Annotated in this window: 19 protein-coding genes; 13 read left to right on the forward strand and 6 right to left on the reverse strand. The window is 72.1% G+C overall.

Annotated features, from left to right (window positions below):
* Nucleotides 1–10: 10 nt before the first annotated feature.
* From IIE03_RS10740 to IIE03_RS10760, 5 genes are read left to right on the forward strand one after another with little or no spacing between them, the layout of a single operon-like run.
* On the forward strand, nucleotides 11–3,478 hold the full coding sequence (locus IIE03_RS10740) for an SDR family NAD(P)-dependent oxidoreductase (RefSeq protein WP_318842922.1): 3,468 nt from the start codon (nucleotides 11–13) through the stop codon (nucleotides 3,476–3,478).
* Nucleotides 3,479–3,504: 26 nt separating this feature from the next.
* Nucleotides 3,505–9,648, forward strand: coding sequence for a type I polyketide synthase (locus IIE03_RS10745; protein WP_192862756.1), 6,144 nt, complete (start codon nucleotides 3,505–3,507; stop codon nucleotides 9,646–9,648).
* Nucleotides 9,648–10,388: a thioesterase II family protein gene (locus IIE03_RS10750; protein ID WP_192862757.1), complete on the forward strand. Its 741-nt coding sequence runs from the start codon at nucleotides 9,648–9,650 to the stop codon at nucleotides 10,386–10,388. Before IIE03_RS10745 ends, IIE03_RS10750 begins: the two co-directional genes overlap by 1 nt.
* 42 nt (nucleotides 10,389–10,430) lie before the next feature.
* On the forward strand, nucleotides 10,431–11,264 hold the full coding sequence (locus IIE03_RS10755) for a metallophosphoesterase family protein (RefSeq protein WP_192862758.1): 834 nt from the start codon (nucleotides 10,431–10,433) through the stop codon (nucleotides 11,262–11,264).
* Entirely contained in the window at nucleotides 11,261–11,926 is a 666-nt protein-coding gene (locus IIE03_RS10760) for a 4'-phosphopantetheinyl transferase family protein (protein WP_192862759.1), read from the forward strand. Before IIE03_RS10755 ends, IIE03_RS10760 begins: the two co-directional genes overlap by 4 nt.
* Nucleotides 11,927–11,946: 20 nt before the next feature.
* On the opposite strand, the gene IIE03_RS10765 is transcribed toward IIE03_RS10760, so the two are convergent.
* The 3 genes from IIE03_RS10765 to IIE03_RS10775 are packed head-to-tail and all read right to left on the reverse strand — an operon-like array spanning nucleotide 11,947 to nucleotide 15,566.
* Nucleotides 11,947–12,738, reverse strand: a complete 792-nt coding sequence (locus IIE03_RS10765; protein ID WP_192862760.1) for an enoyl-CoA hydratase-related protein — start codon at nucleotides 12,736–12,738, stop codon at nucleotides 11,947–11,949.
* A 12-nt stretch (nucleotides 12,739–12,750) separates the two neighbouring features.
* A complete protein-coding gene (locus IIE03_RS10770) occupies nucleotides 12,751–14,031 on the reverse strand; it encodes a ferredoxin reductase domain-containing protein (protein WP_192862761.1) in 1,281 nt (426 codons plus the stop codon).
* A complete protein-coding gene (locus IIE03_RS10775) occupies nucleotides 14,028–15,566 on the reverse strand; it encodes an amino acid adenylation domain-containing protein (protein ID WP_192862762.1) in 1,539 nt (512 codons plus the stop codon). The genes IIE03_RS10770 and IIE03_RS10775 overlap by 4 nt, the downstream gene beginning before the upstream one ends.
* A gap of 269 nt (nucleotides 15,567–15,835) precedes the next feature.
* Between IIE03_RS10775 and IIE03_RS10780 the strand changes: the two genes are divergently transcribed.
* Nucleotides 15,836–16,426: a putative glycolipid-binding domain-containing protein gene (locus tag IIE03_RS10780; RefSeq protein ID WP_225997592.1), complete on the forward strand. Its 591-nt coding sequence runs from the start codon at nucleotides 15,836–15,838 to the stop codon at nucleotides 16,424–16,426.
* A gap of 80 nt (nucleotides 16,427–16,506) precedes the next feature.
* Entirely contained in the window at nucleotides 16,507–16,887 is a 381-nt protein-coding gene (locus IIE03_RS10785; protein ID WP_192862763.1) for a YciI family protein, read from the forward strand.
* A gap of 184 nt (nucleotides 16,888–17,071) precedes the next feature.
* Here the strand turns inward: IIE03_RS10785 and IIE03_RS10790 are convergent, their stop codons facing one another.
* From IIE03_RS10790 to IIE03_RS10800, 3 genes are all read right to left on the reverse strand, one after another.
* Nucleotides 17,072–17,284, reverse strand: a complete 213-nt coding sequence (locus IIE03_RS10790; RefSeq protein ID WP_192862764.1) for a ferredoxin — start codon at nucleotides 17,282–17,284, stop codon at nucleotides 17,072–17,074.
* Nucleotides 17,285–17,303: 19 nt separating this feature from the next.
* Nucleotides 17,304–18,347: a fatty acid desaturase family protein gene (locus IIE03_RS10795; protein WP_192862765.1), complete on the reverse strand. Its 1,044-nt coding sequence runs from the start codon at nucleotides 18,345–18,347 to the stop codon at nucleotides 17,304–17,306.
* Between the two features lie 176 nt (nucleotides 18,348–18,523).
* Nucleotides 18,524–19,114: a TetR/AcrR family transcriptional regulator gene (locus IIE03_RS10800; protein WP_192862766.1), complete on the reverse strand. Its 591-nt coding sequence runs from the start codon at nucleotides 19,112–19,114 to the stop codon at nucleotides 18,524–18,526.
* 190 nt (nucleotides 19,115–19,304) lie between these two features.
* On the opposite strand from IIE03_RS10800, the gene IIE03_RS10805 reads away from it, so the two are divergent.
* The 6 genes from IIE03_RS10805 to IIE03_RS10830 all read left to right on the forward strand — a co-directional run bounded on the left by IIE03_RS10805 (nucleotide 19,305) and on the right by IIE03_RS10830 (nucleotide 26,429).
* Nucleotides 19,305–21,137 carry a flavin-containing monooxygenase gene (locus IIE03_RS10805; RefSeq protein ID WP_192862767.1) on the forward strand — a complete coding sequence of 611 codons (1,833 nt, stop codon included), beginning with the start codon at nucleotides 19,305–19,307 and terminating at the stop codon, nucleotides 21,135–21,137.
* Nucleotides 21,138–21,140: 3 nt separating this feature from the next.
* Nucleotides 21,141–22,169, forward strand: a complete 1,029-nt coding sequence (locus tag IIE03_RS10810) for an SMP-30/gluconolactonase/LRE family protein (protein ID WP_192862768.1) — start codon at nucleotides 21,141–21,143, stop codon at nucleotides 22,167–22,169.
* 200 nt (nucleotides 22,170–22,369) lie between these two features.
* The gene (locus IIE03_RS10815) at nucleotides 22,370–23,836 is read left to right on the forward strand and encodes a non-reducing end alpha-L-arabinofuranosidase family hydrolase (RefSeq protein ID WP_192862769.1); all 1,467 of its coding nucleotides are present in this window, start codon (nucleotides 22,370–22,372) and stop codon (nucleotides 23,834–23,836) included.
* Between the two features lie 185 nt (nucleotides 23,837–24,021).
* Nucleotides 24,022–25,050, forward strand: a complete 1,029-nt coding sequence (locus IIE03_RS10820; protein ID WP_192862770.1) for an ATP-binding cassette domain-containing protein — start codon at nucleotides 24,022–24,024, stop codon at nucleotides 25,048–25,050.
* Nucleotides 25,047–25,853: an ABC transporter permease gene (locus tag IIE03_RS10825; RefSeq protein ID WP_192862771.1), complete on the forward strand. Its 807-nt coding sequence runs from the start codon at nucleotides 25,047–25,049 to the stop codon at nucleotides 25,851–25,853. Before IIE03_RS10820 ends, IIE03_RS10825 begins: the two co-directional genes overlap by 4 nt.
* A gap of 258 nt (nucleotides 25,854–26,111) precedes the next feature.
* Nucleotides 26,112–26,429 (forward strand): DUF3467 domain-containing protein, encoded by a 318-nt coding sequence (locus IIE03_RS10830; RefSeq protein WP_192862772.1) that lies wholly within the window; start codon nucleotides 26,112–26,114, stop codon nucleotides 26,427–26,429.
* The last annotated feature ends 81 nt before the right edge of the window (nucleotides 26,430–26,510 follow it).

A 26,510-nucleotide genomic window follows, 5' to 3' on the forward strand; every position in this document is an offset into this window, starting at 1 on the left:
GACGGCGTTTGTGTTGACGGGGCAGGGGAGTCAGCGGGTGGGGATGGGGCGTGAGTTGTATGGGTCGGAGCCGGTGTTTGCTGCGGCGTTCGATGCGGTGTGCGGGGGGTTGGATGCGGTGCTGGATCGTCCGTTGCGGGAGGTGGTGTTCGCGGAGGAAGGGTCTGCGGAGGCTGGTCTGTTGGAGCGGACGGTGTTTGCTCAGGCGGCGTTGTTTGCGGTGGAGACGGCGTTGTTTCGGCTGGTGGAGAGTTTTGGGGTGCGTCCGGACTTTCTGCTGGGGCATTCGATCGGTGAGGTGACGGCTGCGCATGTGGCGGGGGTGTTGGATCTTGGGGATGCGTGTTCCTTGGTGGCGGCGCGGGGTCGGTTGATGCAGTCGGCGCCGGCTGGTGGCGTGATGGTGGCGGTGGAGGCGTCGGAGGAGGAAGTGACGCCGACGTTGGTTGCGGGTGTGGAGGTTGCGGGGGTGAATGGTCCGTCGTCGGTGGTCGTGTCTGGTGACGCCCAGGCGGCGCAGCAGGTGGAGTGGGTGTGGCGTGAGCGGGGTCGTCGGGTGAAGCGTCTGTCGGTGTCGCATGCGTTCCATTCGGCGCACATGGACGGGGTCCTGGCCGAGTTCGAGGAGGCGATCTCGGGTCTGACGTTCCGCGAGCCGGCCATTCCTGTGGTCTCCAACGTGACCGGCCGGATCGCGACCGAGCTGACGTCGCCCGCCTACTGGGCGCGGCAGATCCGTTCGACGGTCCGGTTCCATGACGGTGTACAGACCCTGCGGGACGCGGGTGTGGTGCGCTACCTGGAACTAGGGCCCGACGGCGTCCTGAGCGCCCTCCTGCCCGACGCCGTCCCCGCCCTGCGCACAGGCCGCCCCGAGAAGCTCACCTTCCTGACCGCGCTCGCCACCCTGTTCGCGGACGGCATGGAAGTCGACTGGCGCCGGCTCGCGGCAGGGCCGGCCGTCGACCTGCCCACCTACGCGTTCCGGACCCGGAACTTCTGGCTCCAGCCGACCCCCGCGGGCGCCGTCGACACCGGTCATCCGGCGATCGGCGGGCCCGTGCCGCTCGCCTCCGGCAACGGGACCGTGTTCTCGGGCCGGCTCGGCGCGCTGCCCGGGGCCGATCCCGGAGAGGCGCCCGGCTCGGTCGTGCTCGATCTGGCGCTGCACGCCGGAACGGAGCTGGGTGACATCGGCGAGCTCGACGTCGAGCGGGCGCTCGTGCCGCCCCCGGACGGTGGGCTCGAGGTCCAGGTGGCGGTGGCCGCTCCCGACGAGGACGGCGGTACGCCGTTCACGATCCACGCCCGCCCCGAGGACACGGGCGAGACGTGGACCCGCTACGCCACAGGGATCTACGTCCCGGCCGCCGGCCGCCCGCCGGCGGGCGGCGCGACCGAACCGTTCGAGGTCGCTCTTCCCGAGGACCTCACGGGCGCGGCCCGGCGGTACGCGCTTCACCCGACCCTGCTGGCCGGCGTGTTGCGGGAGGTGTCGCCGGACGACGCGGTGGTCTGGCGCGGTGTCCGCCTGTATCGCTCGGGAGCCGCGGCGGTCCGCGCCGCGTTCGCGGGCACCGGGCTCACGCTCACGGACCTGGACGGCAACCTCGTCCTGACCGTCGAGTCCGTCGAGTTCGGCACCCTGGAGCGCGCCGAGCGGCACCACGCCACGGCGCTGCTCGCCCTCGACCGGACGCCGCTCCCCTCGGTGCATCCGGCTCCTGTCCGGTGGGCCGTGCTGGGCGACGTGGAGCACCTGCTCCCGCAGGCCCCGCATCATGCCACCCTGGCCGAGCTGACCGGATCCCTCGCGACGCCGGACCGGCCCGAGGCGGTCGTCACCACGGTCGCCGACCCGCATCGCATGCTCACGCTGCTCCGCGACTGGCTGGCCGAAGACCGCCTCGCCGCCGTGCCGCTGGTCCTGTGCGGCTCTCCCGACGAACCGGCCGCCGCGGTGTCCTGGGGCCTGGCACGCTCCGCCCAGGCCGAGGCCCCAGGCCGCCTGGTTCTCGTGGACCTCGACGACGCCGGCCCGGCCGACGAGACCCTCCTGTCCGCGGTCGTGGCCTCGGGCGCGCCCGAGGTGTCCGTCCGCGGCGGCCGGATCTGGACACCCCGTCTGGTGCGGAAGGAGGCCGGGGACACGCCCGGGGCCGTCCCGGACGGCATCGTCCTGGTCACCGGCGGCGCGGGCGCGCTCGGCTCGCTGGTCGCCCGGCATCTCGTGCGCGAGCACGGCGTCCGGCGGTTGGTGCTGGCGGGGCGCCGCGGACCGGACACCCCGGGCGTGGAGGCGCTGGCCGAGGAACTGCGCGGGCTGGGCGCGGAGGTCTCGGTGGCCGCGTGCGACGTCGGCGACCGTGCCCAGGTGGCCGCGCTGCTCGACGCCGTCGGGCCGCTCGCCGGCGTCGTGCACGCGGCCGGTGTCCGCGACAACGGCCTGATCGGCACGCTCACGCCCGAACGACTCGACGCCGTCCTGCGTCCCTCCGTGGACGGGGCCCGTCACCTGCACGAGCTCGCCGGTGACGTGCCGCTCTTCGTGCTGTTCTCCGCGACGGCCGGCCTCCTCGGGACTCCCGGGCAGGCGGCCTTCGCGGCCGCGGGTTCCGCACTGGACGCTCTCGCCCGACGACGGCGTGCCCAGGGACAGCACGCGGTGTCCATCGCGTGGGGGCTCTGGGACCTCGGTACGGGGCACGACCACGACGCGGACCTCTCCGACCGGCATCGCGAGCGGTACGCGCGTGAAGGCCTCCGACCGATCACGGAGGAGGAGGGCCTGGCCCTGTTCGACAGGGCGCTGGGGCCGGACACCGATCCGGTCGTCGCGGCGGTGCGTCTCGACCCGGCCGGCCTGCGCGCGTCCGACGACGTCCCGCCGCTGCTCCGCACGCTCCTGCCCGCCGGCTCCCGGCGGCCGGTGCGGTCCACGCGGACCCAGCTCCTCGCCGACCAGTTGCACGACCTGGAGCCGGAGGAGCGCGGCGGCCACGTCCTGGACCTCGTGCTCCGCCAGGTCACCCAGGTTCTCGGCGGTGTGGACGCGCCGCCGGACCGCCCGTTCCGTGACCTCGGATTCGACTCGCTGACCGCGGTGGATCTGCGCAACCGGCTCGCGGCGGCCGCGGGAACCGCGCTGCCCGCGACGCTCGTCTTCGATCACCCGACCCCGGCGGCCCTGGCGGACCGGCTGATGGAGCTGGTCCTGCCGGACACGAGCCCGGCCGAGCGGGGCAAGGCCGAGCTCGACCAGCTCGGCGACATCATCGCCGGACTCGGGGAGGACGACGACGAACTGCGCTCCCTGCTGACCGTCCGGCTGCGGACCCTGCTCGCCCGGCTCGCGGAGAAGCCCGCCCTGCCCGACTGGGACGGCGCGTCCGACACGGCCGAGCGGATCGAGTCCGCCTCGGCCGCCGAGATCTTCGACTTCATCGACAACGAACTCGGCCGCACGGCCGGCCACTGACCGCGGTCCGACGAGAAAGGTGCGCCATGTCCGCTCAGCCGGAGCAGACCAACGAGGAAAAGCTCGTCGACTACCTCAAGTGGGTGACGGCCGATCTGAAGAAGACCCGCGAGCGTCTGGCGGAGGTGGAGTCCGCCGCCGGTGAACCGGTCGCGATCGTCGGCATGGCCTGCAGGTACCCCGGTGGGGTGTCGTCGGCCGACGACCTGTGGCGGCTGGCCGAGGAGGGGCGCGACGGCATCACCCCCTGGCCGGACGACCGTGGCTGGGACGTGGACGCGCTCTACGACCCCGAACCCGGTCGTCCCGGCCGTTCCTCCACGAAGGACGGCGGCTTCCTCGCGGACGCCACGCTGTTCGACGCCGATTTCTTCGGCATCTCCCCCCGGGAGGCCCTGGCCATGGATCCGCAGCAGCGGCTCCTGCTGGAGACGGCCTGGGAGACCTTCGAGCACGCCGGCATCGACCCCGGCACCCTCCGCGGCGCCGCGGTCGGGGTGTTCGCCGGCGTCGTCGAACAGAGCTACCTCGGCCTCCACGGACCCGAGGAGCTCGAGGGCTACTTCATGACCGGACGCCTCAGCAGCGTCGCGTCCGGTCGCATCTCCTATACCTTCGGGTTCGAGGGGCCCGCGGTGAGCGTCGACACCGCCTGCTCGTCGTCGCTGGTCGCGCTGCACCTCGCCGCGCAGTCGGTGCGGTCCGGCGAATCGGCCCTCGCCCTCGCGGGAGGGTGCACGGTGTCCGGGCACCCCGGCGGCTTCGTCGACTTCTCCCGGCAGCGCGGCCTGGCCCCCGACGGCCGGTGCAAGTCGTTCGCCGCCGCCGCCGACGGCACCGGCTGGTCGGAAGGCGTGGGCCTGCTGCTCGTCGAGAAGCTGTCGGACGCCCGCCGCCTCGGCCATCGCGTGCTGGCCGTGCTACGGGGCTCGGCGGTGAACCAGGACGGCGCGTCCAACGGGCTCACCGCCCCCAACGGCCCCTCCCAGGAACGAGTCATCCGGCAGGCACTCGCGTCCGCCCGGCTGGAACCGGCCGACGTCGACGCCGTCGAGGCGCACGGTACCGGTACGCGGCTCGGCGACCCGATCGAGGCGCAGGCGCTGCTCGCCACCTACGGCCAGGACCGCGACCAGCCGCTCCTCCTCGGTTCGCTGAAGTCGAACATCGGGCACACCGTGGCGGCGGCCGGCGTCGGCGGGGTCATCAAGATGATCCAGGCGATCCGGCACGGATTCCTGCCTCCCACCCTCCACGTGGACGAACCGACGCCGTTCGTGGACTGGTCGGCCGGCCGGGTGGAGCTGCTCACCGAGGGCCGCCCGTGGCCCGACTCCGGGCGGCCTCGCCGGGCCGCCGTGTCGGCGTTCGGGGTGAGCGGCACCAACGCGCACGTCATCCTCGAGCAGGCCCCGCCCGAGGAGCCCGCCGCACCGGCCGAACACGGCCTGCCGTCCGTGCCGATCCTGCTCTCGGCGCGGACCCCCGAGGCCCTCACCGCGCAGGCGCGGCGGCTGGCCGACGCGCTCGACGCCGGCGCGACGCCGCTCGACGTCGCCTACACCCTGGCCACGGCCCGCGCGGTCCACCCGCTGCGCGCGGCCGTTTCGGGCCGTGACGGGGACGGCCTCGCCGAGGCGCTGCGCGCCGTCGTCGACGGCGAACGGACGACCGGCAGGACAGCGTTCCTGTTCACCGGTCAGGGCAGTCAGCGTCTCGGCATGGGGCGCGAGCTGTACGGCACGTTCCCCGCCTACGCGGCGGCGTTCGACGCCGTCTGCGCGGAACTGACCCTCGAACGGCCGCTGAAGGAGGTGGTGTTCGGCGCCGACCCCGAGCTCCTGGACCGTACCGGGTACGCCCAGCCCGCCCTGTTCGCCCTCGAGGTCGCGCTGTTCCGGCTGCTGGAGGAGTGGGGCGTCCGGCCCGACATGCTCGCCGGCCACTCGATCGGCGAGCTCGCCGCCGCGCACGTGGCCGGGATCCTCACCCTCCCGGACGCGGCACGCCTGGTCAGCGCCCGGGCGCGCCTCATGCAGGCGCTGCCCGCCGGCGGGGAGATGTTCGCGATCGAGGCCGGCGAGGCCGACGTGCTGGCCGAACTCGCCGACGGCGCGGTCGTCGCCGCCGTCAACACCCGGACCTCCGTCGTCGTCTCCGGCACCGCCGACGCCGTGCGGGAGACCGTGGGCCGGCTCGGCGCCCGGGGCGTGCGGACCAAGCGACTGTCCGTCAGCCACGCGTTCCACTCGCCGCTGATGGACGGGATGCTGGCGGAGTTCCGTCGCACGGCCGAGAGCATGACGTTCACGGCGCCCTCGATCCCCGTCGTCTCGACCCTGACCGGTGCGCCCGGCGCCGACCTGACCGACCCGGAGTACTGGGTACGGCAGGTCCGCGAGGCGGTCCGGTTCGCGGATGCGGTCGACGCGCTCGTGCACGATGGCGTGACCACGCTGGTCGAGATCGGGCCCGGCGCGGTGCTCGCCGGGCTGGCGAGCGCCGAGGCGGGGAACGACGCCGTCGCCGTCCCGCTGCTCCGGAAGGACCGTCCTGAGGTGGACGCGCTGGCCGCCGCGCTCGGCGCGTTCCACCTCCAGGGCATCGGCATCGACTGGGCCGCGTTCTTCGCCGGCTCCGGCGCCCGTCGTGTCGACCTGCCGTCCTACCCGTTCCAGCGCCGCCGCTACTGGCTCGCCCCGACGAGCGGCGACACCGGTGCGAGCGGGCACGCGCTGCTCGGACCGGCGATCCCGGTCGCGGACACCGGCCGCATCGTGTTCCCGGGCAGGGTCCCCCGGACCCTCCCGTGGGCGGCCTCGGGCGAGATCCCCGCGACCGTCGTGGCCGAACTGCTGCTGCACGTCGCCGTGGAGACCGGCTGCACCTGCGTGGACGAGGCGGAGGTGCGGTTCCCGCTGGTCCAGCCCTCGCACGGCGCGCTGCAGTGCCAGGTCGAGGTGAGCGCCCCGGACGACGACGGACGCCGCGACGCGACGGTCGGAGTCCGCCCGGAGGGCTCGGACGTCGCGTGGACGACGGTTGCCACCGCCCGGATCAGCCCGAGCGCTCCGGTCTTTCCCGGCACCCTGGACGACGGCCCGGAGACGTCGCCCGCCGAGCTCGATCCCGACGGCTTCGGCGTCCACCCCGCCCTGCTCGCCGAGGCCCTCGGGTCCCGGACCCCGGTCCGGTGGCGCGGCCTGCGCCTGCACGCCACCGGCGCGACGGCGCTGCGCGTCCGGCTGACCCCCGTCGCCGGCGACGTCCACGAGCTGCTGGCGACCGACCTCTCCGGTGAGCCGGTCGTCACCGCCGACGAGGTGGAACTCCGCGACCCCGTTCCGGCTCGTCCGGTTCCCCGGGACACTCTCTTCGACCTGGCGTGGACGCCGCTGACATTCCCGTCGCCCGACGTCGTCCCGGCGCCCCTGGCGGAGATCGGTACTCCTGAACTCCCGGCCGCCGCGTCCGTCGCGGCGGCCGGCATCGCCGGTCCGGTCGTGTACCGAGCGGCCCCGGTGGACGACGACGCCGACGGCGTCGGCGGCGGTGGTCTCGCCCGGCTGCTCGCGCTCCTCCAGGAATGGCTCACCGAACCACGGCTCGAGGAGGTGCCGCTCGTCGTCGTGACCGAGGGGGCCGTCCTCGACGTCACCGACCCCGCGGCGTCCGCGGTCTGGGGTCTCGTCCGCTCCGCCCAGGCCGAGGCACCCGGCCGCATCGTGCTCGCCGATCTCGACCGCGCCGCGACCTCGGCCGCGCTGCTGCCACGACTGGCAGAGCTGGGCGAGGCGCAGCTCGCCGTGCGGGAGGGCCGCGTGCTGCGCCCCGGTCTGCGCGCGGCCGGTCCGGTGCCTCCCGGCCGGGCCGACGCCGCGACCCGCTGGCGTCCCGACGGCACGGTGCTCGTCACGGGCGGTACCGGCACTCTCGGCGCCCTGTTCGCCCGGCACCTCGTCACCGAGCACGGCGTGCGGAACCTCCTCCTGGTCAGCCGGCGCGGGCCCGCCGCCCCGAACGCCGGCGCGCTGGTCGCCGAGCTGGCCGCGCTCGGAGCCACCGCCGCCGTCGTGGCCTGCGACGTCGCCGACCGGGAGGCGCTGGCCGCGCTCCTCGCCGCGCAGCCCGCCCCGGTCACCGGCGTCGTGCACACCGCCGGCGTGCTCGACGACGGGACGATCACGGCGCTCACCCCGGAGCGCCTCGATGCCGTGCTGCGGCCGAAGGCGCACGCCGCGTGGAACCTGCACGAGCTCACCAAGGGCTCCGATCTCGACGCGTTCGTCATGTTCTCCTCGATCGCGGGCGTCGTGGGTGGTGCGGGTCAGGGCAACTACGCCGCCGCCAACGCCTACCTGGACGGGCTCGCCGCGTACCGCGCCGCGTCCGGCCTGCCCGCCACCTCGCTGGCCTGGGGCCTGTGGGAGCAGGACGCCGGGATGGGTGCGGGCCTCAGCGAGGCCGACCGCGCACGGATCGCGCGGGCGGGGTTCCGCCCGGTGGAGACCGCGTCCGGTGCGGGCCTGTTCGACGACGCGCTCGCGCTCGGCCGGCCCGCCGTCGTCGTCACACCGCTCGACCTCGCCGCGCTCCGGGAACGCCCGGAGCAGGCACCCGCCATCCTCGCCGGGCCGGCCCGGCACACGGGCCTCCGGAAGGCGCGGAACAGTGCCCACCGGACCGTCGCGCTCGGTGACACGCTCGCCGGCCTCACCGAACCCGCCCAGCGGCGGCTCGTCCTGGACGCGGTCCGTTCCGAGACCGCGGCAGTCCTCGGTCACGGTGATCCGGCGGCCGTTCCCGCGGACCGGCCCTTCGTCGACCAGGGCCTCGACTCGCTGACCTCGGTCGAGCTCCGCAACCGCCTGGCCGCGGCGACCGGGCTGCGGCTCGCGGGTCCGGTGGTGTTCGATCACCCCACCCCGGAGCTGCTCGCCACCCACCTGCACGCCGAGCTGACCCGGGGCCCCGGCGACACCTCCGCGCACACCGATTTCGCCGCCGAGTCGGCGCTACCCGACGACATCCGGCCGGCCGGCCCGGTCGACCGCACGAACGACCCGAGCGAGCTGCTCCTCACCGGCGCCACCGGCTTCCTCGGCGGCTTCCTGCTGCGCGACCTGCTGCGCACCACCCGCGCCCGCGTGCACTGCCTGGTCCGGGCCGCGGGCACGGACGAGGCGGCAGCCCGGCTGCGCGAGAGCCTGACGTGGTACGGGCTCGCCGACGAGATCGACGTCGACCGCCTCGTCCTGCACACCGCGGACCTGTCCGTGCCCGGCCTCGGCCTGGATCCCGACACCTTCGACACGCTCGCCCGGGACGTCGACGCCATCTACCACGCGGGCGCCACCGTCCACTGGCTGCACCCGTACGCGGCGCTCCGCGATCCCAACGTCGGCGGCACGCGGGAGATCCTCCGGCTCGCCGCGCGCCATCGGACCGTCCCCGTCCATCACGTCTCCACCACCGGCGTCTTCGCCGGCGCCCTGGCCGACGGCGAGCCGCTGCGCGCCGACGACCCGACCGGTCCGCCCGAGGCGCTGGCCAGCGGGTATCTGCAGACGAAGTGGGTCTCCGAACAGCTCGTCGCGGCGGCCCGGACCCGCGGTCTGCCCGTCTCGGTGTACCGGGTCGATGTCATCTCGGGCGACCAGCGCACCGGCGCCTGTCAGACCAAGGACTTCGTCTGGCTGAGCCTCAAGGGGATGCTGCAGGCCGGTGCCTTTCCCACCGGCATGGCCGGTGTCGTCCACATGCTCCCCGTCGACCACGTCAGCGCCGCGATCACCGCCCTCGCCGGGGACCCCGGGACGCTCGGCGGCACCTACCACCTCTACAACCAGCACGGGCTGGCGTTCCAGGACCTCGTCGCCGGCGCTCGGGACGCCGGTCACGAGCTGGCCGAGCTGCCCCGGGACGAGTGGGAGCGGCGGGTGCGGGCAGACCCGGCCAACGCCCTGCTGCCGCTGCTCGAGGCCTTCCAGATGATGAACGAGAACACCGCCGCGTTCTACCCGGCCATGGAGACCGCACCGACCGAGGCCGCGATCGCGGCGGCCGGCGGACCCGAGCAGCCGCGGATGATGCCCGACCTCGTCGCCCGGTACCTCGCCTTCTTCACCGAGGTCGGGTTCTACCCGTCGGCCACCGAGAGAGGAAACTGATGGACAGCCTGTGGTTCCGCCGATTCGCCCCCGAAGCCGAGGGCCGCCTGCGCCTGCTCTGCTTCCCGCACGCCGGAGGTGCCGCCAGCACCTACAGCACGCTCTCGCGGGCCCTCGCCCCGCACCTCGACGTCCTGTCGGTGCAGTACCCCGGGCGGCAGGACCGCCGGAACGAACCCCTCGTCGCCGAGATCGAGGATCTCGCCGCCCGGATCGCCGACCGGCTGCCGGACGGGCCCTACGCCTTCTTCGGCCACAGCATGGGCGCCGTCGTCGCCTACGAGGTCGCACGGCTGCTGGCGGACACCGGCCCGGTCCGGATGTTCGTCTCGGGGCGGGCGGCCCCGTCCGTTCCCAACAGCCGGTTCGTGCACCGGATGGACGACCGAGGACTCATCAGCGATGTCCGGTTCCTCCGAGGTATGGGCAGTTCGGTCCTCGACGACCCCGATGTGCTGGCGATGGTTCTGCCGGTACTGCGCGCCGACTACACCGCCATCGAGACGTACCGGTGGACCCCTGGTCCGCCGCTGGAGGTTCCCGTCACGGTTCTCGTCGGCGACGAGGACCCGCTGGTCGACGCACGCCAGGCCCGTGCGTGGGAGGAGCACACCACCGGCGAGCTCACCCTGCGGCCCTACCCGGGCGGTCACTTCTATCTCGAGGATCAGCCCCAGCGGGTGGCCCGGGACCTTCTGGACGACCTCGGCGTGACGGTGGCAGGGCCGAGCCCGCAGTGAGGTGCACGCCTGCCGACCACGAATCTCGCCGGAGGAATCCCGTTGCCTGCCTCTCTCCTCGCCGTGAGCGACCTGCACGTCGCGTACGACGAGAACCGGAGCGTCGTCGACGCGATCATGCCCGAGACGGACGACGACTGGCTGATCGTCGCCGGGGACGTGGGCGAGCGTTTCGACGACATCGAGGCGACACTGAGCCTGCTGCGCGGCCGGTTCCGGCGGGTGATCTGGACACCGGGGAACCATGAGCTGTGGACCCATCCCGGTGACGCGGTACAGCTGCGGGGTCAGGCACGGTACGAGGCCCTGGTGCGCCTGTGCCGCGAGCTCGACGTCGTCACGCCGGAGGACGACTACCCGGTCTGGTCGGCACCGGACGGCCCGGTCGTGGTGGTGCCGCTGTTCGCGCTCTACGACTACTCCTTCCGCGTCCCCGGTGCGGACACGAAGGAGGAGTCGCTCCGGCGCGCCCACGACGCGGGCGTGGTCTGCACGGACGAGTTCCTGCTGCATCCCGACCCCTACCCGGACCGGGAGTCCTGGTGCCGCGCGCGCGTTGCGGTGACGGAGGAGCGCCTGGCCGCGATCGATCCGACCCTGCCGACGGTGCTGGTCAGCCACTGGCCGTTGGTGCGGCAGCCGACCGCCGCGCTGTGGTACCCGGAGTTCGCCCAGTGGTGCGGGACCGACCTGACCGCGCGCTGGCACACCCGGTTCAGGGCGGTCGCGGCCGTCTACGGCCACCTGCACATACCGCGTTCGACGACGTACGACGGCGTCGCGTTCGAGGAGGTGTCGCTGGGCTACCCGCGCGAGTGGGGGCGGCGGTCGCGGGCTCCCGCGCCGGTCCGCCGGATCCTGGGCGGGCTGCCGTGATCGCCACCCTGCTCCCGGCGACGGTGCGGGGCGTGGAAGCGTACGGCGACGTGCGCGACGAGCCGCCGTTCCCCGGCGAGGCCGACCTCGTCGCCGCCGCGGTCGAGGGCCGGCGCAGGGAGTTCGTCACGACCCGCCGTTGCGCCCGGCAGGCCCTCGCGCAGCTCGGCCTGCCGCCGGTCGCGATCCGTCCCGGCCCCGGACGCGCCCCGAGGTGGCCCACCGGGGTGGTGGGCAGCCTGACGCACTGCACCGGCTACCGCGCGGCAGCGGTCGCACGCGCGGAGGACGTGTCGGCGGTGGGGATCGACGGTGAACCGCACGCGCCGCTGCCGGGCGGTGTGCTGGAGTCGGTCGTCGTGCCCGGAGAGACGGAGATGCTGCGCCGGATCACCCGGGTGGACCCGACGACGCACTGGGACCGCCTCCTGTTCAGCGCGAAGGAGTCGGTCTACAAGGCATGGTTCCCCCTGACCGGCCGGTGGCTGGGCTTCGAGGACGCCCGTCTGGAGATCGATCCGCATGCCCGGACGTTCACCGCACATCTCCGTGTCGCCGGTCACCGCCTGGACGGCGCGTCCCCGCTGACCTCGCTGGCCGGATCGTTCCTGGTGGGCCGCGGCCTGGTCCTCACCGCGGTGGTCGTCGAGCCGCGGGCGTGACGTGCACCGCTCACGGTCACTCAGCGTCCCGGGAACGACGGTGGCCGCTTGGCCAGGAACGCGGCCGTGCCCTCGCGCATGTCACCGGTCGTGAACGTCTTCCGGAAGGCCGCCTTCTCGACGGCGAGCGCGTCAGCAGTGGTTCTCCCGACCGAGTCGCCGATCGCCGACTTGCACAACGCGACCGCGACCGGTGAGCGCGTGGCGATCTCGGCGAGGGTCGCGGCGGCCGAGTCGAGCATTTCCTCTCGCGTGTCGAAGACCCGATTGACCAGCCCGATCCGCCGCGCTTCGACGGCATCGATCCTCCGGCCGGTGTAGATCAGCTCCTTGGCCCAGCCGGGTCCGACCCGGTGGTGCAACCGCACGCAGCCGCCGAAGCCCGGGATCAGGCCGAGCGACACCTCGGGCTGGCCGAACACCGCTGAACCGGTGGCGTAGACGAAGTCGGCGGCCATGGCAAGTTCGCAGCCCCCGCCGAGCGCATAGCCGGACACACAGGCGATCACCGGGACGGGCAACTCTTCGAGCAGGCGGGTGACCCTCTGGCCGAGCGCGCCGAAGGCCTCGCCCTCGTCCGGGGTCATCACGGACATCTCGCGGATGTCGGCTCCCGCGACGAACGCGCGCTCACCGGCTCCGGTCAGGATGACGCCGCGGATGTCGCTCCCGTTCGGTGGAAGCGGGCCTTCCAGCAAGATGCCCAACTCGGTGAGCACCTCTCTGTTCAGCGCGTTCAGCGCGTCCGGCCGGTTCACGGTGATGGTGAGGACGCCGCGGTCGTGCGACAGCAGCAGGGTCTTGTCGGTCATGGTGGTGGCCTCTCAGGAGTCCCATATGGCGCCGTAGGCCGGGATGCCCCGCATCTCCAGCTGCTCGACGACGTTCCAGGTGGTCTTCTTGTTGGAGATGCAGATCACCGCTTCGGCGTCGAACTCGCGGTACGCCTGGTAGGCGAGCGCCACCAGGTCGGGCTTCCCGAGAGCCGTGGTGTCCCAGATGACCGGATCAGGCTGCACGGCGAGGATTTCTTCGACCAGGTCGTCCCCGTAGGTGGCGCGCGGGTCGCGGGTGGACCAGACGAGGCGAGACGGCGTCTCGCGCGAGAGCAGGTGTGGCAGGCACGGGCCGATACCGCTGCCGGTGGCCACCCACACGACGCGGCGGAACAGCCGGTCGATGTTCCCGACGCCGGCTGTCGGGATGCCCTTGACCCACAGGTGCGACGGGCGGTCGTCGATCAGCGCCCCGGTCCAGTCGCCCGCCCGCGAGATGGTGAGCCGGAATCCGGGCATGCCGGGAGACGGCACGTTGGCGAAGGAGTGCCATTCGCGCAAAGGGCTACGGCTGACCGTGGTGGACGAGCCGGCGAACGGCGTCACGCCGTAGTCGAAGCGCACGAGCGCGACGTGCGAGGAGGGAGAGCTGATGCGTACCGGTACCCGGCGCAGCCGAAGCCACGGCAGGGCGATGCTGATCGACACGACGAGCAGCACCAGGATCGGTGCCGGCCCGGTCGCGGAGACGAGGGCGGAGAAGAGGAGGGAGTGCAGCCAGAACAGGGCGAGCAGGCCCCAGCCGCCGAAGCGGTGCATCAGCTCGAAACGGTTGTGGTGGCGCGCCCGGAACGTCGGCAGCGCCGACGTGATCATGGCGAGCAGCAGTGCGGCGATCAGGTAGGTGACCACGAGCACCGCGGCGCCCACCGGCTGCACGGTCGCGGTGGCCGCGAAGACCAGGAACCACCCGGTCGCGGACGCCATCCCGCCGACGTGGATGCCGCCGAACACGTGGTAGACCTTGCCGAGCAGGGCGCGCACCCGTAGTGGCCAGGTCACCGGCGCGCTGGTCGCGGACAGGAAGATCGCGTTGATCACGTACTGCTGCCGGATCAGCGCCGCGAGTGCGACGTTCGCCAGCACCATGCTCGAGATCGTGCCCAGGTCGCCCCACCAGCCGCCGTCGGCGAGGACCACGAGGTTGACCGCGACCACACCGGCGGCGAGCCGGTTGTGGTGCATCAATCGCCGGTGCCGCCACACGCGGCGCCATCTTCCGCGAACCGGTGGCAGCGGGCGGGCCAGTTCGGTGTCGGCCGGTGTCATGCCATGGCCTCCTCGGTGGTCAGTCCGGCGACCAGGGCCCGCTTGTCGACCTTGCCGCGGTGCGTGGTCGGCAGTTCGGCGACAGCCCGGACGGTGGCCGGCACGCAGTAGTAGGGCAGGATGCCCGCGACCACATAGCCGGCCGCGACGGCGTCCACTCCCGCCGGGGTCACGAAGCCGACCAGTTCGCCGTCGTGCAGCACGGTCGCCGCCCGTTCGCAGCCGGGTGTGCGTTCCAGCGCGGCGGTGATCGCGTCGAGCTCTACCCGGAAGCCACGAACCTTCACCTGCTCGTCGGTGCGTCCGTGGTGCTCGAGCCGGCCGTCCGGGGTCCATCGGCCGAGGTCGCGGGTGCGGAACATGCGGTTCTCGCCACCGAGGAACGGGTCGGGACGGTAGCGCTGCGCGGTCAGCTCGGGATTGCCCAGGTAGCCCTGGCTGACGCAGGCTCCACCCGCCCACAACTCGCCGACCTCGCCGATCGGGCACGGCCGAAGGCGCTCATCGAGCACGTAGACGGTGGTGTTGGGCAGCGGCGAGCCGATCGTGGGCTCCTCGCCGCGCCGGTGCGGCGGTGCGATCGTGTTCACGATGGTGACCTCGGTAGGCCCGCACGCGTTGTGGAACCGGGCGAACGACGACCAGGCGTCCGCGAGCGGGCGCGGGCAGCGCTCCCCGGCCACCGCCACCACGGCGACGTTGCGGCACAGGGCCGGATCCAGGCTCGCCAGCACACTCGGTGTCGCGATCACCACGTCGACCGAACGCACGGCCTGCAGGATCGAGTCGCCCCTGATCACCAGTTCCGCACCACGGCACAGCGCCACGAAGATCTCCCACGCCGCCATGTCGAACGCGATGTTGAGCAGCTGCGACACCTTCATGCCCGGTCGGACGCCGAGTGCTCCCGGCCCGTGTGTGACCACGTTGCACAGATTCGCGTGCGTGACGGCGACGCCGTTCGGTGCACCCGTGGTGCCCGAGGTGAAGATCACCATCGCCGGACCCCCCGGCGCGCTCGCGACCGCAGGCGGCTCCGCCCGCTCCCCGGAGAGCTTGTCCACCGCGAGCACCACCCGGCCGGGCAGCGCCGGAAGGGCGGTGACGAACTCGGACAGTGTCAGCACGACACGGATGTCAGCGGTCGCCGCGATATGGGCCAGGTGCGCACCCGACGTGATCCGCGCGTCCTGCGGCACGTAGGCGGCCCCTGCCTTCAGTACCCCGAGGATGCCGACGACCATCGGGATCGAGCGCTTCACGAACAGCCCGACTCGATTCCCGGGGCCGACGCCGAGCCGCACGAGCGACCCGGCGAGAAGGTTCGCCCGTCGGTCGAGCTCGCGGTAGGTCAGCGCCTCGCCGGCATGCGTCACCGCGACCGTCCCCGGCCGAAGCCGGGCCATGGCCTCGAACGCCCGATGCAACAGGACGAACGGCGGCGGTGCCGATGCCCCCGCCCCGAAGCGTCGGAACAACTCTTGGTCGAGTGGCGTCAGGCCGATCAATGCGGACCGGTCGATGCGATTGGTCATGTGCGGCTGCTCCGTTTCGGGACGGGCTCGCCGACGAGAGCGACCTCGAAGCCCTCATCGGCAGGCCCGGGCAGAGATTCGACGCAGAGGGTCTCGGATGGCTCCTTCTGTCAAGAAAAGCTCAGATAATGGCAATTCGGCGGTCGCGCTCGCAACGGCACCGTAAGGCAGGGTGTCCCGGAACTGGCACTGACGTAATCGGTTCAGTTCGCCGGCATGGAATTCCCCCCGCGACGTGGTCAAGCATGAGTCCGGCTAGGGTCGGGGACATGCGGCTCGATCCGATGCCTCTCGTGTCCGCCTGGACGCACAGCGGCGTCCGGGCCGGATTCGAGGTTCTCTTCGCCGAGACCGTGCCGGCCGGTTATCTGCTGCGTGGGCACACCACCGCCGTCGAGGGCCCTGAGGCATGGTCGGTCGGGTACCGGATCGAGGCAGATGGGCACTGGCACACCCGCCGTGCCGAGATCGAGAGGATGACGCCGACCGGATCGGCCCGAACCACGCTCGAGCGGATCGATCGCGCGGGCAGCGTGCAGTGGCTGGTCGAGGGCGTCCTGCGACGCGAGCTCGACGGCTGTCTCGACGTGGACCTCGAGTCGTCGGCGGTGACGAACACCCTGCCGGTCCACCGGCTGGACGCGGTCGCCGGGAAAACGTACGCCACGCCCGCCGTCTTCGTCCGTGCCGGCACCCTCGCGGTGGAGCGACTCGAGCAGGAGTACCGGCTCGTCGCCCGGACGTCGGACGAGATCCGGTTCGACTACGCGTCGTCGACCTTCGACTTCCGGTGCGAGCTGAGCTACGACACGTCGGGACTGATCCTGCGGTACCCGGGGATCGCTCGCCGGACGCGCTGAGCGCCGGACCGGCCTGCCCGGAATCCGTCGGAGCCAGGCCTGCCGTGTCGCGGGAGAGCGATGCCTGAGACCCTGGACGCATGCCACGCGACCCGAACATCCCCGACGCGTTCGACGTCTACACCGTCGTCGTCCTGCGGCGTCCGCCGGACGCGCCGGAGATCTCGGACGACGAACTCGACGTGCTCCAGGCCCGCCACCTCGCCTACCGGGCGGAGCTGAACCGACGCGGCCTGGTCGTCGCGAACGGGCCGTTCGACGAGCGGAGCGACCCGTCGTATCGCGGCATGTCGATCTTCGCCTGCGACCCGGACGAGGCCGCCCGCCTGTCCGAGGCCGACCCGTCCGTCGTCGCGGGCCGGCTCACCTACGACGTGATGGAGTGGTGGGTCGGCGCCGGGTCGCTGGCCTTTCCGCTCGCCGATCGCCCGGTCGGCCGGCGCCGCTCGATGCCCGATTGACGTCGGTGCGCTTCGCCGAGGCGCGCCGCAGCAGTTCACGGCGTACGCCCTGGGGCGCGTACCACGTGCGTGGAGACGGTCGCGGCAGGTGCAGACCTGGGTCGATGACCTGGTCGGGAGGTGGCTCGCGTGCTGTGCCCCGGCGGGTCACGAGCTGACGAGGCGGTGCCGGCGTCGCGAGGAACTACGTCGTCCCGGGATCGTCCTCGACGTGGATCGTCGCCGACGGGCACAGGTCCTCCGCCTCGCGGACGGCCGCCCACTCCGACTCGGGCGGGTTCTCGTCGAGCACGCTGACGTACCCGTCGTCCTCCTCCCGGTTCGCGAACACTCGCGGTGCCGTCCGGCTGCAGTTGCCGGAGGCGATGCAGGTGGTCGGGTTGACGGTGACTCTCATGAGCGTATGTCCTCCATGCTCAGCCGCGGTACCGGCGCACCAGCGGGCAGGTGTACGGGTCGCGGTGCTTCAGCCCGACCTGATTCAGGTAGGCGATGATCGTCCGGAAGGCTCCGCCGAGCGATGTCTCCGTGTAGGGGATGTCGTTCTCGGCGCAGTAGCTGCGGACGAGCTTCCGCAGGGCGGGCAGGTTCGGGCGGGGTGCCATCGGGAACAGGTGATGCTCCACCTGGTACTCCAGGCCGCCCATGAAGAAGTGCACCAGCGGCCCGCCCCGGACGTTTCGGGACATGTAGATCTGCCGGCGCAGGAAGTCGATGTCGGCGTCGTGCGGGACGGTAGGCATCCCGATGTGGTTGGGGGAGAACGCGCCACCCAGCAGGAACCCGAACACGGCGACCTGCACGGCCACGAAGGCGACCGCCATCCCGGGCGGAAGAACGATGAACAGGAAGCCGAGGTACCCGAGGACCCGGACCCCGACGAAGAGGATCTCGGTCCAGCGGTGGGTGACGTCCTTGCCGCCGAGGATGGTCCTGAACGAACTGGCATGCAGCGAGAATCCCTCGAAGAGCAGGAGCGGGAGGAAGTAGTAGCCCTGATACCTGGCGAGCCTCGCGGCCAGGCCGGTGCGCTCGTCGGTGCCGTCCGGCGTGAAGGACAGTACCCGGGACCGGACGTCGGGGTCCTCACGTTCCTTGTTCGGGTTGGCGTGGTGCCGGCCGTGCTTGTCCACCCACCAGCCGTAGCTGAGTCCGTTGAGCAGCCCGGCGATGATGCGTGCCGTCCACTCGTTCCAGCCGTCGGAGGCGAAGATCTCCCGGTGGGCCGCCTCGTGCCCGAGGAATCCGAGCTGTGCCATCGTCACGCCGAGCAGGGCCGCCAGGAGGAGCTGGAACCACGTGTCACCCAGCACGGCCACGCCGACGAGGATCGCCACCGTGGCCAGCGTCCAGAACAGCATCATCGCCCAGTAGAAGCCGTAGCGACGGCGCATCAGGCCGGCGTCGTTGGCCTGCGTCGTCAGCTCGTGAAAGGCTTCTACGTACCGGTTGGCGGGCATGGTCGTCCTCCCAGGCCCGGCGCCGTTCGGGCGGAGTGCGCGGACGGGCCGGTCGTTCCGTGTCGGCGGCGGTTCCGAAGGCTGATTGCCGTCCATCGAGTGATGCTAAACATGCAGGCCGGGGCTCGCCAACGCGACGCCGTGCGTCGACCAGGGGGCGTACGCCCGGCCGCTCGCTAGCCGCCCGGCCTCCCGGTCCCCGGCGGATCGGTGGTGAAGAGCCCGCGGTGCAGGATCTCGCGCGTCGCGTCCGCCGGTGGCCGGAGCCCCGCACTCGTCTCCGCCGCCTGGACGGCCATCGCCATCGGGAGCGTGAGCAGCACGTGCTGCGTGGTGACGGACGGGTGGGTGAGGCCCGCCTCGCGTGCCCTCGCCAGGAGCGGTTCGAGGGCCGACGCCGTCCGCTCGGCGAGGTCGCCGAGGGCGCGCAGCTCCACGTCACCGCCGGGGGTGACGACGAGCGCCAGCCACGGGGCGCCCCGCTGCATGTCATGCATGAAGTGGAACAGGCGCACCGCGCCGTCGTCGGCGTCCGACAGCTTCGCGGCCTCGGTCTCGATGTCCACGACGTTCTGCCACATGACGGCCGAGACCAGCGCCGGACGATCCGCGAAGTGCCGGTGCAGGGTGGTGCGGCTCACGCCCGCCGTGCGGGCGATCTCCTCGAGCGGGGCGTCCGGCCCGAGGTCCGCGAACACCCGCCGGGCGGCGGCGACGAGGCGCTCGCGGTTGCGCGCGGCGTCCCGCCGGGTTGGAGCTTCCGTCATGTGGTGAGGTTACGGGCTGCGCCGTGCACGGCGGGGTGTGGACCTGAAACGTACATCCATGTACGGTTTGTTTCACCCTCTGGCATCGGCGCCGAGGTCCCGACGAGTCCGGCCGGGGCCGGGCCGGCCTCCGGGCGCCGAGCCTCGCCGGGACCTCGGTGCCCGCCGACCCCGACGAAAGGTCTCCGCGATGACCGACACGACGCCCCGCACCGGCACGACGCTCCCGGACCTCGGGTTCGATCCCGACGCCCTGCGCGAGAGGTACCGCCGGGAGCGGGACCGCCGGATCCGCACCGACGGCGCGACGCAGTACCGGCGCGCGGCGGGCGAGTTCGGCTACTACGCGAAGGACCCGTACACCGAGCGCGTCGAGCGGGACCCGCTGACGGACGGTGTCGAGGTGCTGGTCGTGGGCGGCGGCTTCGGCGGCCTGCTCACCGGTGCCCGGTTGCGGGAGGCCGGCGTCGAGTCGCTGCGGATGATGGACGAGGCCGGGGACTTCGGCGGCACCTGGTACTGGAACCGCTACCCGGGCATCCACTGCGACGTCGAGTCCTACTCCTACATGCCGCTGCTGGAGGAGACCGGCTACATGCCGAAGTGGCGGTACGCGCCGGGCGAGGAGATCCGGCAGCACGCCGTGCGGATCGCCGAGCACTACGGCCTGTACCGCGACGCGGTGTTCCACACGCGGGTGACCGAGCTGCGCTGGGACGAGGACGCCGCGGAGTGGCACGTACGGACCGACCGGGGCGACGAGATGCGCGCCCGCCACGTCGTCGTCTCCTCCGGCACGCTCACGCAGCCCAAACTGCCCGGCATCCCGGGCATCGAGGACTTCCGCGGCCACACCTTCCACACCAGCCGGTGGGACTACGGCTACACCGGCGGCACCGCCGACGGCGGCCTGACGGGGCTCGCGGACAAGCGGGTCGCCGTCGTCGGCACCGGCGCCACCGGCCTGCAGGCGATCCCGCACGTGGCCCGGGACGCGCGGCACCTGTACGTGCTGCAGCGGACGCCGTCGTCGGTGGACGTGCGCGACAACCGGCCCACCGACCCGGAGTGGGCGGCCTCGCTCCGGCCCGGCTGGCAGCGTGAGCGGATGGAGAACTTTCTCGCGATCCTCGCCGGGGAGGACGTCGAGGAGGACCTCGTCCAGGACGGGTGGACCGGCACGGCACGACTGCAGCGCGCGATCATCACGGGGGCCGTGGACACCACGCTCGACCCCGCCGAGCGGGAACGGCTCGACGAACTGGCCGACTTCGCCAAGATGAACGAGATCCGCGCCCGCGTGGACGATGTCGTGCACGACCCGGCCACGGCCGAGGCCCTCAAGCCGTGGTACCGCTACATGTGCAAGCGCCCGGGCTTCAGCGACCACTACCTGCAGACCTTCAACCGGCCGAACGTGACGCTCGTGGACACCGCCGACCACGGCGGGGTCACCGGGATGACCGAGAACGGCGTCGTCGTGGGCGAGACGGAGTACGAGGTCGACTGCGTGATCTTCGCGACCGGCTTCGAGACCGGGGTCTCCGGCGTCGTCTCCGGCACGCTGCCCGTGCACGGGCGAGGCGGCACCCCGCTGCTCGAGGCCTGGGGACGCGGGCCGCGCACGCTGCACGGCTTCTACTCCCACGGCTTCCCGAACCTCTTCCACCTGGGGCCGCTGCAGAACGCCAACTCGGTGAACTTCGTGCACATCCTGCAGGAACAGGCGGAGCACATCGCGGCGGTCGTCGCCGAGGCGAGCAAGACCGGGGCGCGGTACGTCGAACCGACGCCCGAGGCCGAGGCCGCCTGGGCGCGCACCCTGGCCGAGACCTTCGTCGACAACTCCGCGTTCCTCGCCGAGTGCACGCCCGGCTACTACAACGGCGAGGGCACGCGCCGCGCGGCGCCGACGTCGTACAGCCCCGGGCCCGTCGCCTTCCACAGGCTGCTGGCCGAGTGGCGCAAGGGCCACATGAGCGACGTCCTGGTCGCGCCCGCCGCCGCCCGCACGGAGGGCTGAGCGATGAGGACGACACGCGGCGCCCGCGCTCGCCGGCTCACGGCCGGGGCCGCCGTCGCCCTGACGCTTCCGCTGGCGGGGTGCGTCGCCGGGTCGACGGCGGGGGAGGCGCCCGCCGGGCCGAGCGGGATCACCGCCGAGCGGGTCCTGCAGGTGACGTCCGTGCACGAGGAGACCGGCATGACCCTGCTCGAGGGCCCGGTGTTCGGCGACGACGGCAAGCTGTACCTCGTCGACGTCACCGCCCCGGCCGGGGACCCGAAGGTCATGCGGGTCGATCTCGACGCGCGCGAGGTGGAGCCGGTGTTCACCGACTCGGCGGGCGCCTACACGTCCGCCCAGCTCAGCCCGTACGACGGCCGGCTCTACCTGACCGACTACCAGGGCGGCAGGATCGTCAGCGTCAGCCAGGACGGAGACGACCCGCGAACGTTCTTCGAGGGCCGCGTCAAGGGCCGCGCCATGCACCCGGACGACCTCACGTTCGACGACGACGGGCACCTCTTCGTCACCGACTCCTCACCCGTCGCCTATCCGGTGGGGACGATGTCGGGCCGGGTGGTGCGCATCGACCGCGACACAGGAAGGGCGACCGTCCTGGCCGCGAACCTGCCCAACCCGAACGGCATCTCCTTCGACCTCGACGGCGGCGCGCTCTGGGTCAGCCAGCTCGACGCCAACCGGGTGGACCACCTCACGCTCGGCGAGGGCGGGACTGCGGTGACGGCCGGTCACGCGGCCATCCACGTGAACGGCGGCACGGACCAGACGGACTCGACCGCCGTCGACGCCGCGGGGAACCTCTACCAGGGGATGCACGGCACGCCGCGGATCCTCGTGTATGCGCCGGACGGCACCCACCAGACCACCGTGACCGTCCCGGCCGGCCACGAGGGGCTCGAGTCCGCGACCAACGTCGCGATCCGGCCGGGCACCACCGACGCCTACATGACGGTCAGCGGGCCCGCGGGCGGCTTCGTCTACCGGTTCGACGCCCTCGCCGAGGGCATCCGGCAGTCCAACGGGGGCTGACGAGCCGACGGCGCCGGAGCCCACGTCGTCCCCGACGGCCCCGGCGCCGTCCCCGACGGGCCGCGAGGCACAGCCGGCGATCAGGGAATGAGCGTGGGCGCCGTTCCGGCACCACGAGGTTAATCGTTAAACCTGCTACCGGCGGCAGCGCTCCGGCGTGATGATGTTAGCGCTCACATACCCACGAAGAGGAGCGAAGGATGAGGAAGTCCATCGCAAGTCTCGCGCTGGGGCTGGCCACAGCCCTGGCGCTGGTCACCGCAGCGGCGGTGCCTCCCGATCTCACCCCCGCGGCCGCGGCGGGCCCGAACCTGCTCACGAACAGCGACATGGAGAACGGCACGACCGGCTGGTCGACGTTCGGCGCGGGATCCCTGGCCTCCACCACCAACCCCGTCCACGGCGGAAGCCGTGCCCTCTCGTACACGGGCCGCACGGCGTCGTGGAACGGCCCGTCCCAGAACGTGACGTCCGCGCTGACGAACAACACCAGCTACACGACGAGCGTGTGGATGCGGACGCAGGGCGGGAGCCCGACCGGCAAGGTCACCCTGGCGGTGACCGCCGGCGGCTCGACCAACTACATCCAGCTCGCGCAGGGGGCCGTGAACTCCTCGGGCTGGACCCAGCTGACGGGCACCACGACGGTCTCCTGGTCCGGCACGCTGTCGTCTGCCACGTTCTACGTGGAGACGACCGGCGGGACCGACAACCTCTACGTCGACGACGTCTCGTTCATGAGCAACTCGTCGTCGTCCTGCGACCTGCCCTCGAGCTACCGCTGGTCCTCCACGGGCCCGCTGGCGCAGCCGCGGTCCGGCTGGGTCTCGCTCAAGGACTTCACGGTGGCCCCGTACAACGGTCAGCAGCTCGTCTACGCGACGACCCACGACTACGGCACGTCCTGGGGCTCGATGAACTTCGGCCTCTTCTCCGACTACTCGCAGATGGGCAGCGTCTCGCAGAACGCGATGTCGTCCGGCACGGTGGCCCCGACGCTGTTCTACTTCGCCCCGCGCAACATCTGGGTGCTCGCCTACCAGTGGGGCCCGTCGCCGTTCATGTACCGCACGTCGAGCGACCCCACGAACCCGAACGGCTGGTCGGCGGCGAGCCCGCTGTTCACCGGGTCGATCAGCGACTCCGGCACCGGGCCCATCGACCAGGCGCTCATCGGCGACGGCCAGAACATGCACCTGTTCTTCGCCGGGGACAACGGCAGGATCTACCGGTCCAGCATGCCGATCGGGAACTTCCCGGGGAACTTCGGGAGCAACTACTCCGTCGTCATGAGCGACACCCGGAACAACCTGTTCGAGGCAGTCCAGGTCTACAAGGTCAAGGACCGGAACCAGTACCTCATGATCGTCGAGGCGATCGGCGCGCAGGGCCGCTACTTCCGTTCCTTCACGGCCAACAGCCTCACCGGTTCGTGGACGCCGCAGGCCGCCTCGGAGAGCAACCCGTTCGCGGGCCGGGCCAACAGCGGTGCCACCTGGACCAACGACATCAGCCACGGTGAGCTGCTGCGCACCAGCGCCGACGAGACCATGACCATCGATCCCTGCAACCTGCGGTTCCTGTACCAGGGTCGTGACCCCAGCTCGGACGGGACGGACTACGGCCTGCTGCCGTACCGCCCGGGTCTGCTGACGCTCCAGCGATAGGAAGGAGGGGTCACCCGGCGTCGCGCGCTCCTCCGGGCGCGCGGCGCCGATCCACGAGGCGACGCCGGTCGTGTGCGGCGGGCCGCCTCGGCCGGGCCACGGCTCCCGGGCGACGGCTCGGGGGCGTTCCGAAACCGATTGAGCGGCGCCCCCGATCGTGGAACAGTGGCACCGGAGGTGAACGTATGTCCGACTCGCTCGCCGTCGAGGCCCAGGGTCTCGTCAAGCACTTCACCAGCCGCAAGTCCGTCACCAAGGCGGTCGACGGTATCGACCTCTCCATCGCCGAGGGCAGCGTGTTCGGCCTGCTCGGCCCGAACGGCGCCGGCAAGACCACCGTGGTCCGCATGCTCGCCACGCTGCTGCGCCCGGACGCCGGCACCGCGCGCGTGCTCGGGCACGACGTCGTCCGTGACGCCGACGCCGTGCGTTCCGCCGTCGGGCTCACCGGGCAGTACGCCTCGGTGGACGAGGACCTGACCGGGACCGAGAACCTGCTCATGCTCGCCCGGCTCTACGGGTTCGCGCCCGCCGCCGCACGGCGTCGCACGCAGGGCCTGCTGGAGGCGTTCGACCTGGCCGACGCCGGCGCCCGGCAGGTCAAGACCTACTCGGGCGGCATGCGCCGGCGCATCGACCTGGCCGCCTCGCTCGTGCTCGCGCCGCGTGTGCTGTTCCTCGACGAGCCGACCACCGGCCTGGACCCGCGCAGCCGCAACCAGGTGTGGGACATCGTCCGCGTGCTCGTCGAGGACGGCGCCACCGTGCTCCTGACCACGCAGTACCTCGACGAGGCGGACCAGCTCGCGGACCGCATCGCCGTCATCGACCACGGCCGCAGCATCGCGGAGGGCACCGCGAGCGAGCTCAAGCGATCCGTCGGCGAGGGCGCGGTGCACCTGCGCGTCGCCGAGGTGGCCGACCGCGTCAAGGCCGCCGAGATCACCGAGCGCCTGCTCGGCGCCGAGGTCACGCTCGGCTCCGACCCGCACGCCCTGTCGGCCCGCGTCCCCGACGAGGGGACCGACGCCGTGGCGGGCCTCCTGCCCGCCCTCGCCGACGCCGGGATCGCCGTCCCGGAGTTCAGCCTCGGCCAGCCCAGCCTCGACGAGGTCTTCCTCGCCCTCACGGGCCAGCCGTTGCCCGACGACGAGCCGGCGGGCGGCACGTCCTCCGCGCCGGGCCAGCGCGAGACCTCGGAGGCACCCCGATGACCACGACCCTGCGCGACGCCGTCGCCCTGGCCGAGCGGCCGGCCCGCCCATCGCCCCTGTCGACCACGCTCACGTTCGGCTGGCGCGCGCTCCTGAAGATCAAGCACGTGCCCGAGCAGCTCTTCGACGTGCTCGTCACGCCCGTCATCTTCACGCTGATGTTCACGTACCTGTTCGGCGGTGCGCTCGCCGGCTCCACGCAGGCCTACATCCAGTTCCTGCTGCCCGGGATCCTGGTGCAGACGATCCTGTTCGTCACCATCTACACCGGCTACACGCTCAACACGGACATCTCCAAGGGCGTGTTCGACCGCTTCCGCTCGCTGCCGATCTGGCGGCCGTCGCCCGTGGTCGGCGCGCTGCTCGGGGACACCGTGCGCTACACGGTCGCCGCCGTCATCACCATCACGCTGGGCCTGATCCTCGGCTTCCGGCCCGACGGCGGCCTCGGCGGCGTGCTGCTCGGCGTGCTGCTCCTGCTGGTGTTCGCCTTCGCGCTGAGCTGGACCTTCATCATCCTCGGGCTGTTGGTGCGCTCGCCCAACGCGGTGATGGGTGTGTCGATGATCGTGCTGATGCCGCTCACGTTCGCCTCCAACGTCTTCGTGGACCCGGAGACGATGCCGTCGGGCCTGCGCGCGTTCGTGAGCGTCAACCCGGTCAGCCACCTGGTGACCGCGGTGCGCGGACTCATGGCCGGTAGCCCCGACGCGACCGAGATCGTCTGGGTCCTGATCGCGTCGGTCGTCCTCACCGCGGTGCTGGGCCCGATCGCGATGCGGATCTACCGCAGCAAGAGCTGACCGGCCGGGTCGGCGATTCCGGAGGACGTGCGGCCTCGGAGGACGCGCGACTCCGGGGACGTACGACTCCGGGGACGTGCGGCCCGCGGGGAGGCGCTCCTCCGGGCGGTTCCGGAGCGATTCCGGAGGGCTTGGCCGGCCTGCCTGCACACTGCCCGTGGCGCTCCGGGGTGAACACGCTGTACCGTCTGGAGCCCGGGACCCACGCGCTCGCGCGTCGCCGGACCGCCGCCCAGCCGCCCTTCACGAGGAGTCGACGTGTCGTCCGACGAACTGCCGCAGGAGTTCCAGATCGACGTGCCGGACGAGATGGAGACCGGCGTCCCGGCCGATTTCGCCTCGGTGTGGCATACGCCCACATCGTTCGTGCTGGATTTCATCGCTGTAAAACAGCCGCCGAGTCCGCAGAACGACCCCGATACGGGTGAAGTGCGCAATGTCGTCGTTCCGGGGAAGGTCGCGTCGCGCGTGCGGATTCCGCCGCAGCAGGTGTTCGAGCTGGCGAAGGCCCTGACCATGCAGCTCGACGCGTGGGAGAAGGAGACGTCGGGGGCGAAGCGATCCAGTGATCAATAGTTCGTTCGGATGGTGTCGGAATGTTATTGAGCCCGACTCAGGTAAAGCGTCGTAACCTCGATCGAAGAAAATCGCCTTCAC

The sequence above is a fragment of the Myceligenerans pegani genome (assembly GCF_014892515.1).
GTDB lineage: Bacteria > Actinomycetota > Actinomycetes > Actinomycetales > Cellulomonadaceae > Myceligenerans > Myceligenerans pegani.

What these genes read in the sequence shown, in the direction of transcription:
- IIE03_RS10795 (WP_192862765.1), bottom strand. Translation starts at nt 18,347, where the DNA reads ATGCCCGCCAACCGGTACGTAGAAGCCTTTCACGAGCTGACGACGCAG.
- IIE03_RS10770 (WP_192862761.1), bottom strand. Translation starts at nt 14,031, where the DNA reads ATGACACCGGCCGACACCGAACTGGCCCGCCCGCTGCCACCGGTTCGC.
- IIE03_RS10805 (WP_192862767.1), top strand. Translation starts at nt 19,305, where the DNA reads ATGACCGACACGACGCCCCGCACCGGCACGACGCTCCCGGACCTCGGG.
- IIE03_RS10820 (WP_192862770.1), top strand. Translation starts at nt 24,022, where the DNA reads ATGTCCGACTCGCTCGCCGTCGAGGCCCAGGGTCTCGTCAAGCACTTC.
- IIE03_RS10775 (WP_192862762.1), bottom strand. Translation starts at nt 15,566, where the DNA reads ATGACCAATCGCATCGACCGGTCCGCATTGATCGGCCTGACGCCACTC.
- IIE03_RS10800 (WP_192862766.1), bottom strand. Translation starts at nt 19,114, where the DNA reads ATGACGGAAGCTCCAACCCGGCGGGACGCCGCGCGCAACCGCGAGCGC.
- IIE03_RS10780 (WP_225997592.1), top strand. Translation starts at nt 15,836, where the DNA reads ATGCGGCTCGATCCGATGCCTCTCGTGTCCGCCTGGACGCACAGCGGC.
- IIE03_RS10825 (WP_192862771.1), top strand. Translation starts at nt 25,047, where the DNA reads ATGACCACGACCCTGCGCGACGCCGTCGCCCTGGCCGAGCGGCCGGCC.
- IIE03_RS10785 (WP_192862763.1), top strand. Translation starts at nt 16,507, where the DNA reads ATGCCACGCGACCCGAACATCCCCGACGCGTTCGACGTCTACACCGTC.
- IIE03_RS10765 (WP_192862760.1), bottom strand. Translation starts at nt 12,738, where the DNA reads ATGACCGACAAGACCCTGCTGCTGTCGCACGACCGCGGCGTCCTCACC.
- IIE03_RS10790 (WP_192862764.1), bottom strand. Translation starts at nt 17,284, where the DNA reads ATGAGAGTCACCGTCAACCCGACCACCTGCATCGCCTCCGGCAACTGC.
- IIE03_RS10745 (WP_192862756.1), top strand. Translation starts at nt 3,505, where the DNA reads ATGTCCGCTCAGCCGGAGCAGACCAACGAGGAAAAGCTCGTCGACTAC.
- IIE03_RS10815 (WP_192862769.1), top strand. Translation starts at nt 22,370, where the DNA reads ATGAGGAAGTCCATCGCAAGTCTCGCGCTGGGGCTGGCCACAGCCCTG.
- IIE03_RS10810 (WP_192862768.1), top strand. Translation starts at nt 21,141, where the DNA reads ATGAGGACGACACGCGGCGCCCGCGCTCGCCGGCTCACGGCCGGGGCC.
- IIE03_RS10750 (WP_192862757.1), top strand. Translation starts at nt 9,648, where the DNA reads ATGGACAGCCTGTGGTTCCGCCGATTCGCCCCCGAAGCCGAGGGCCGC.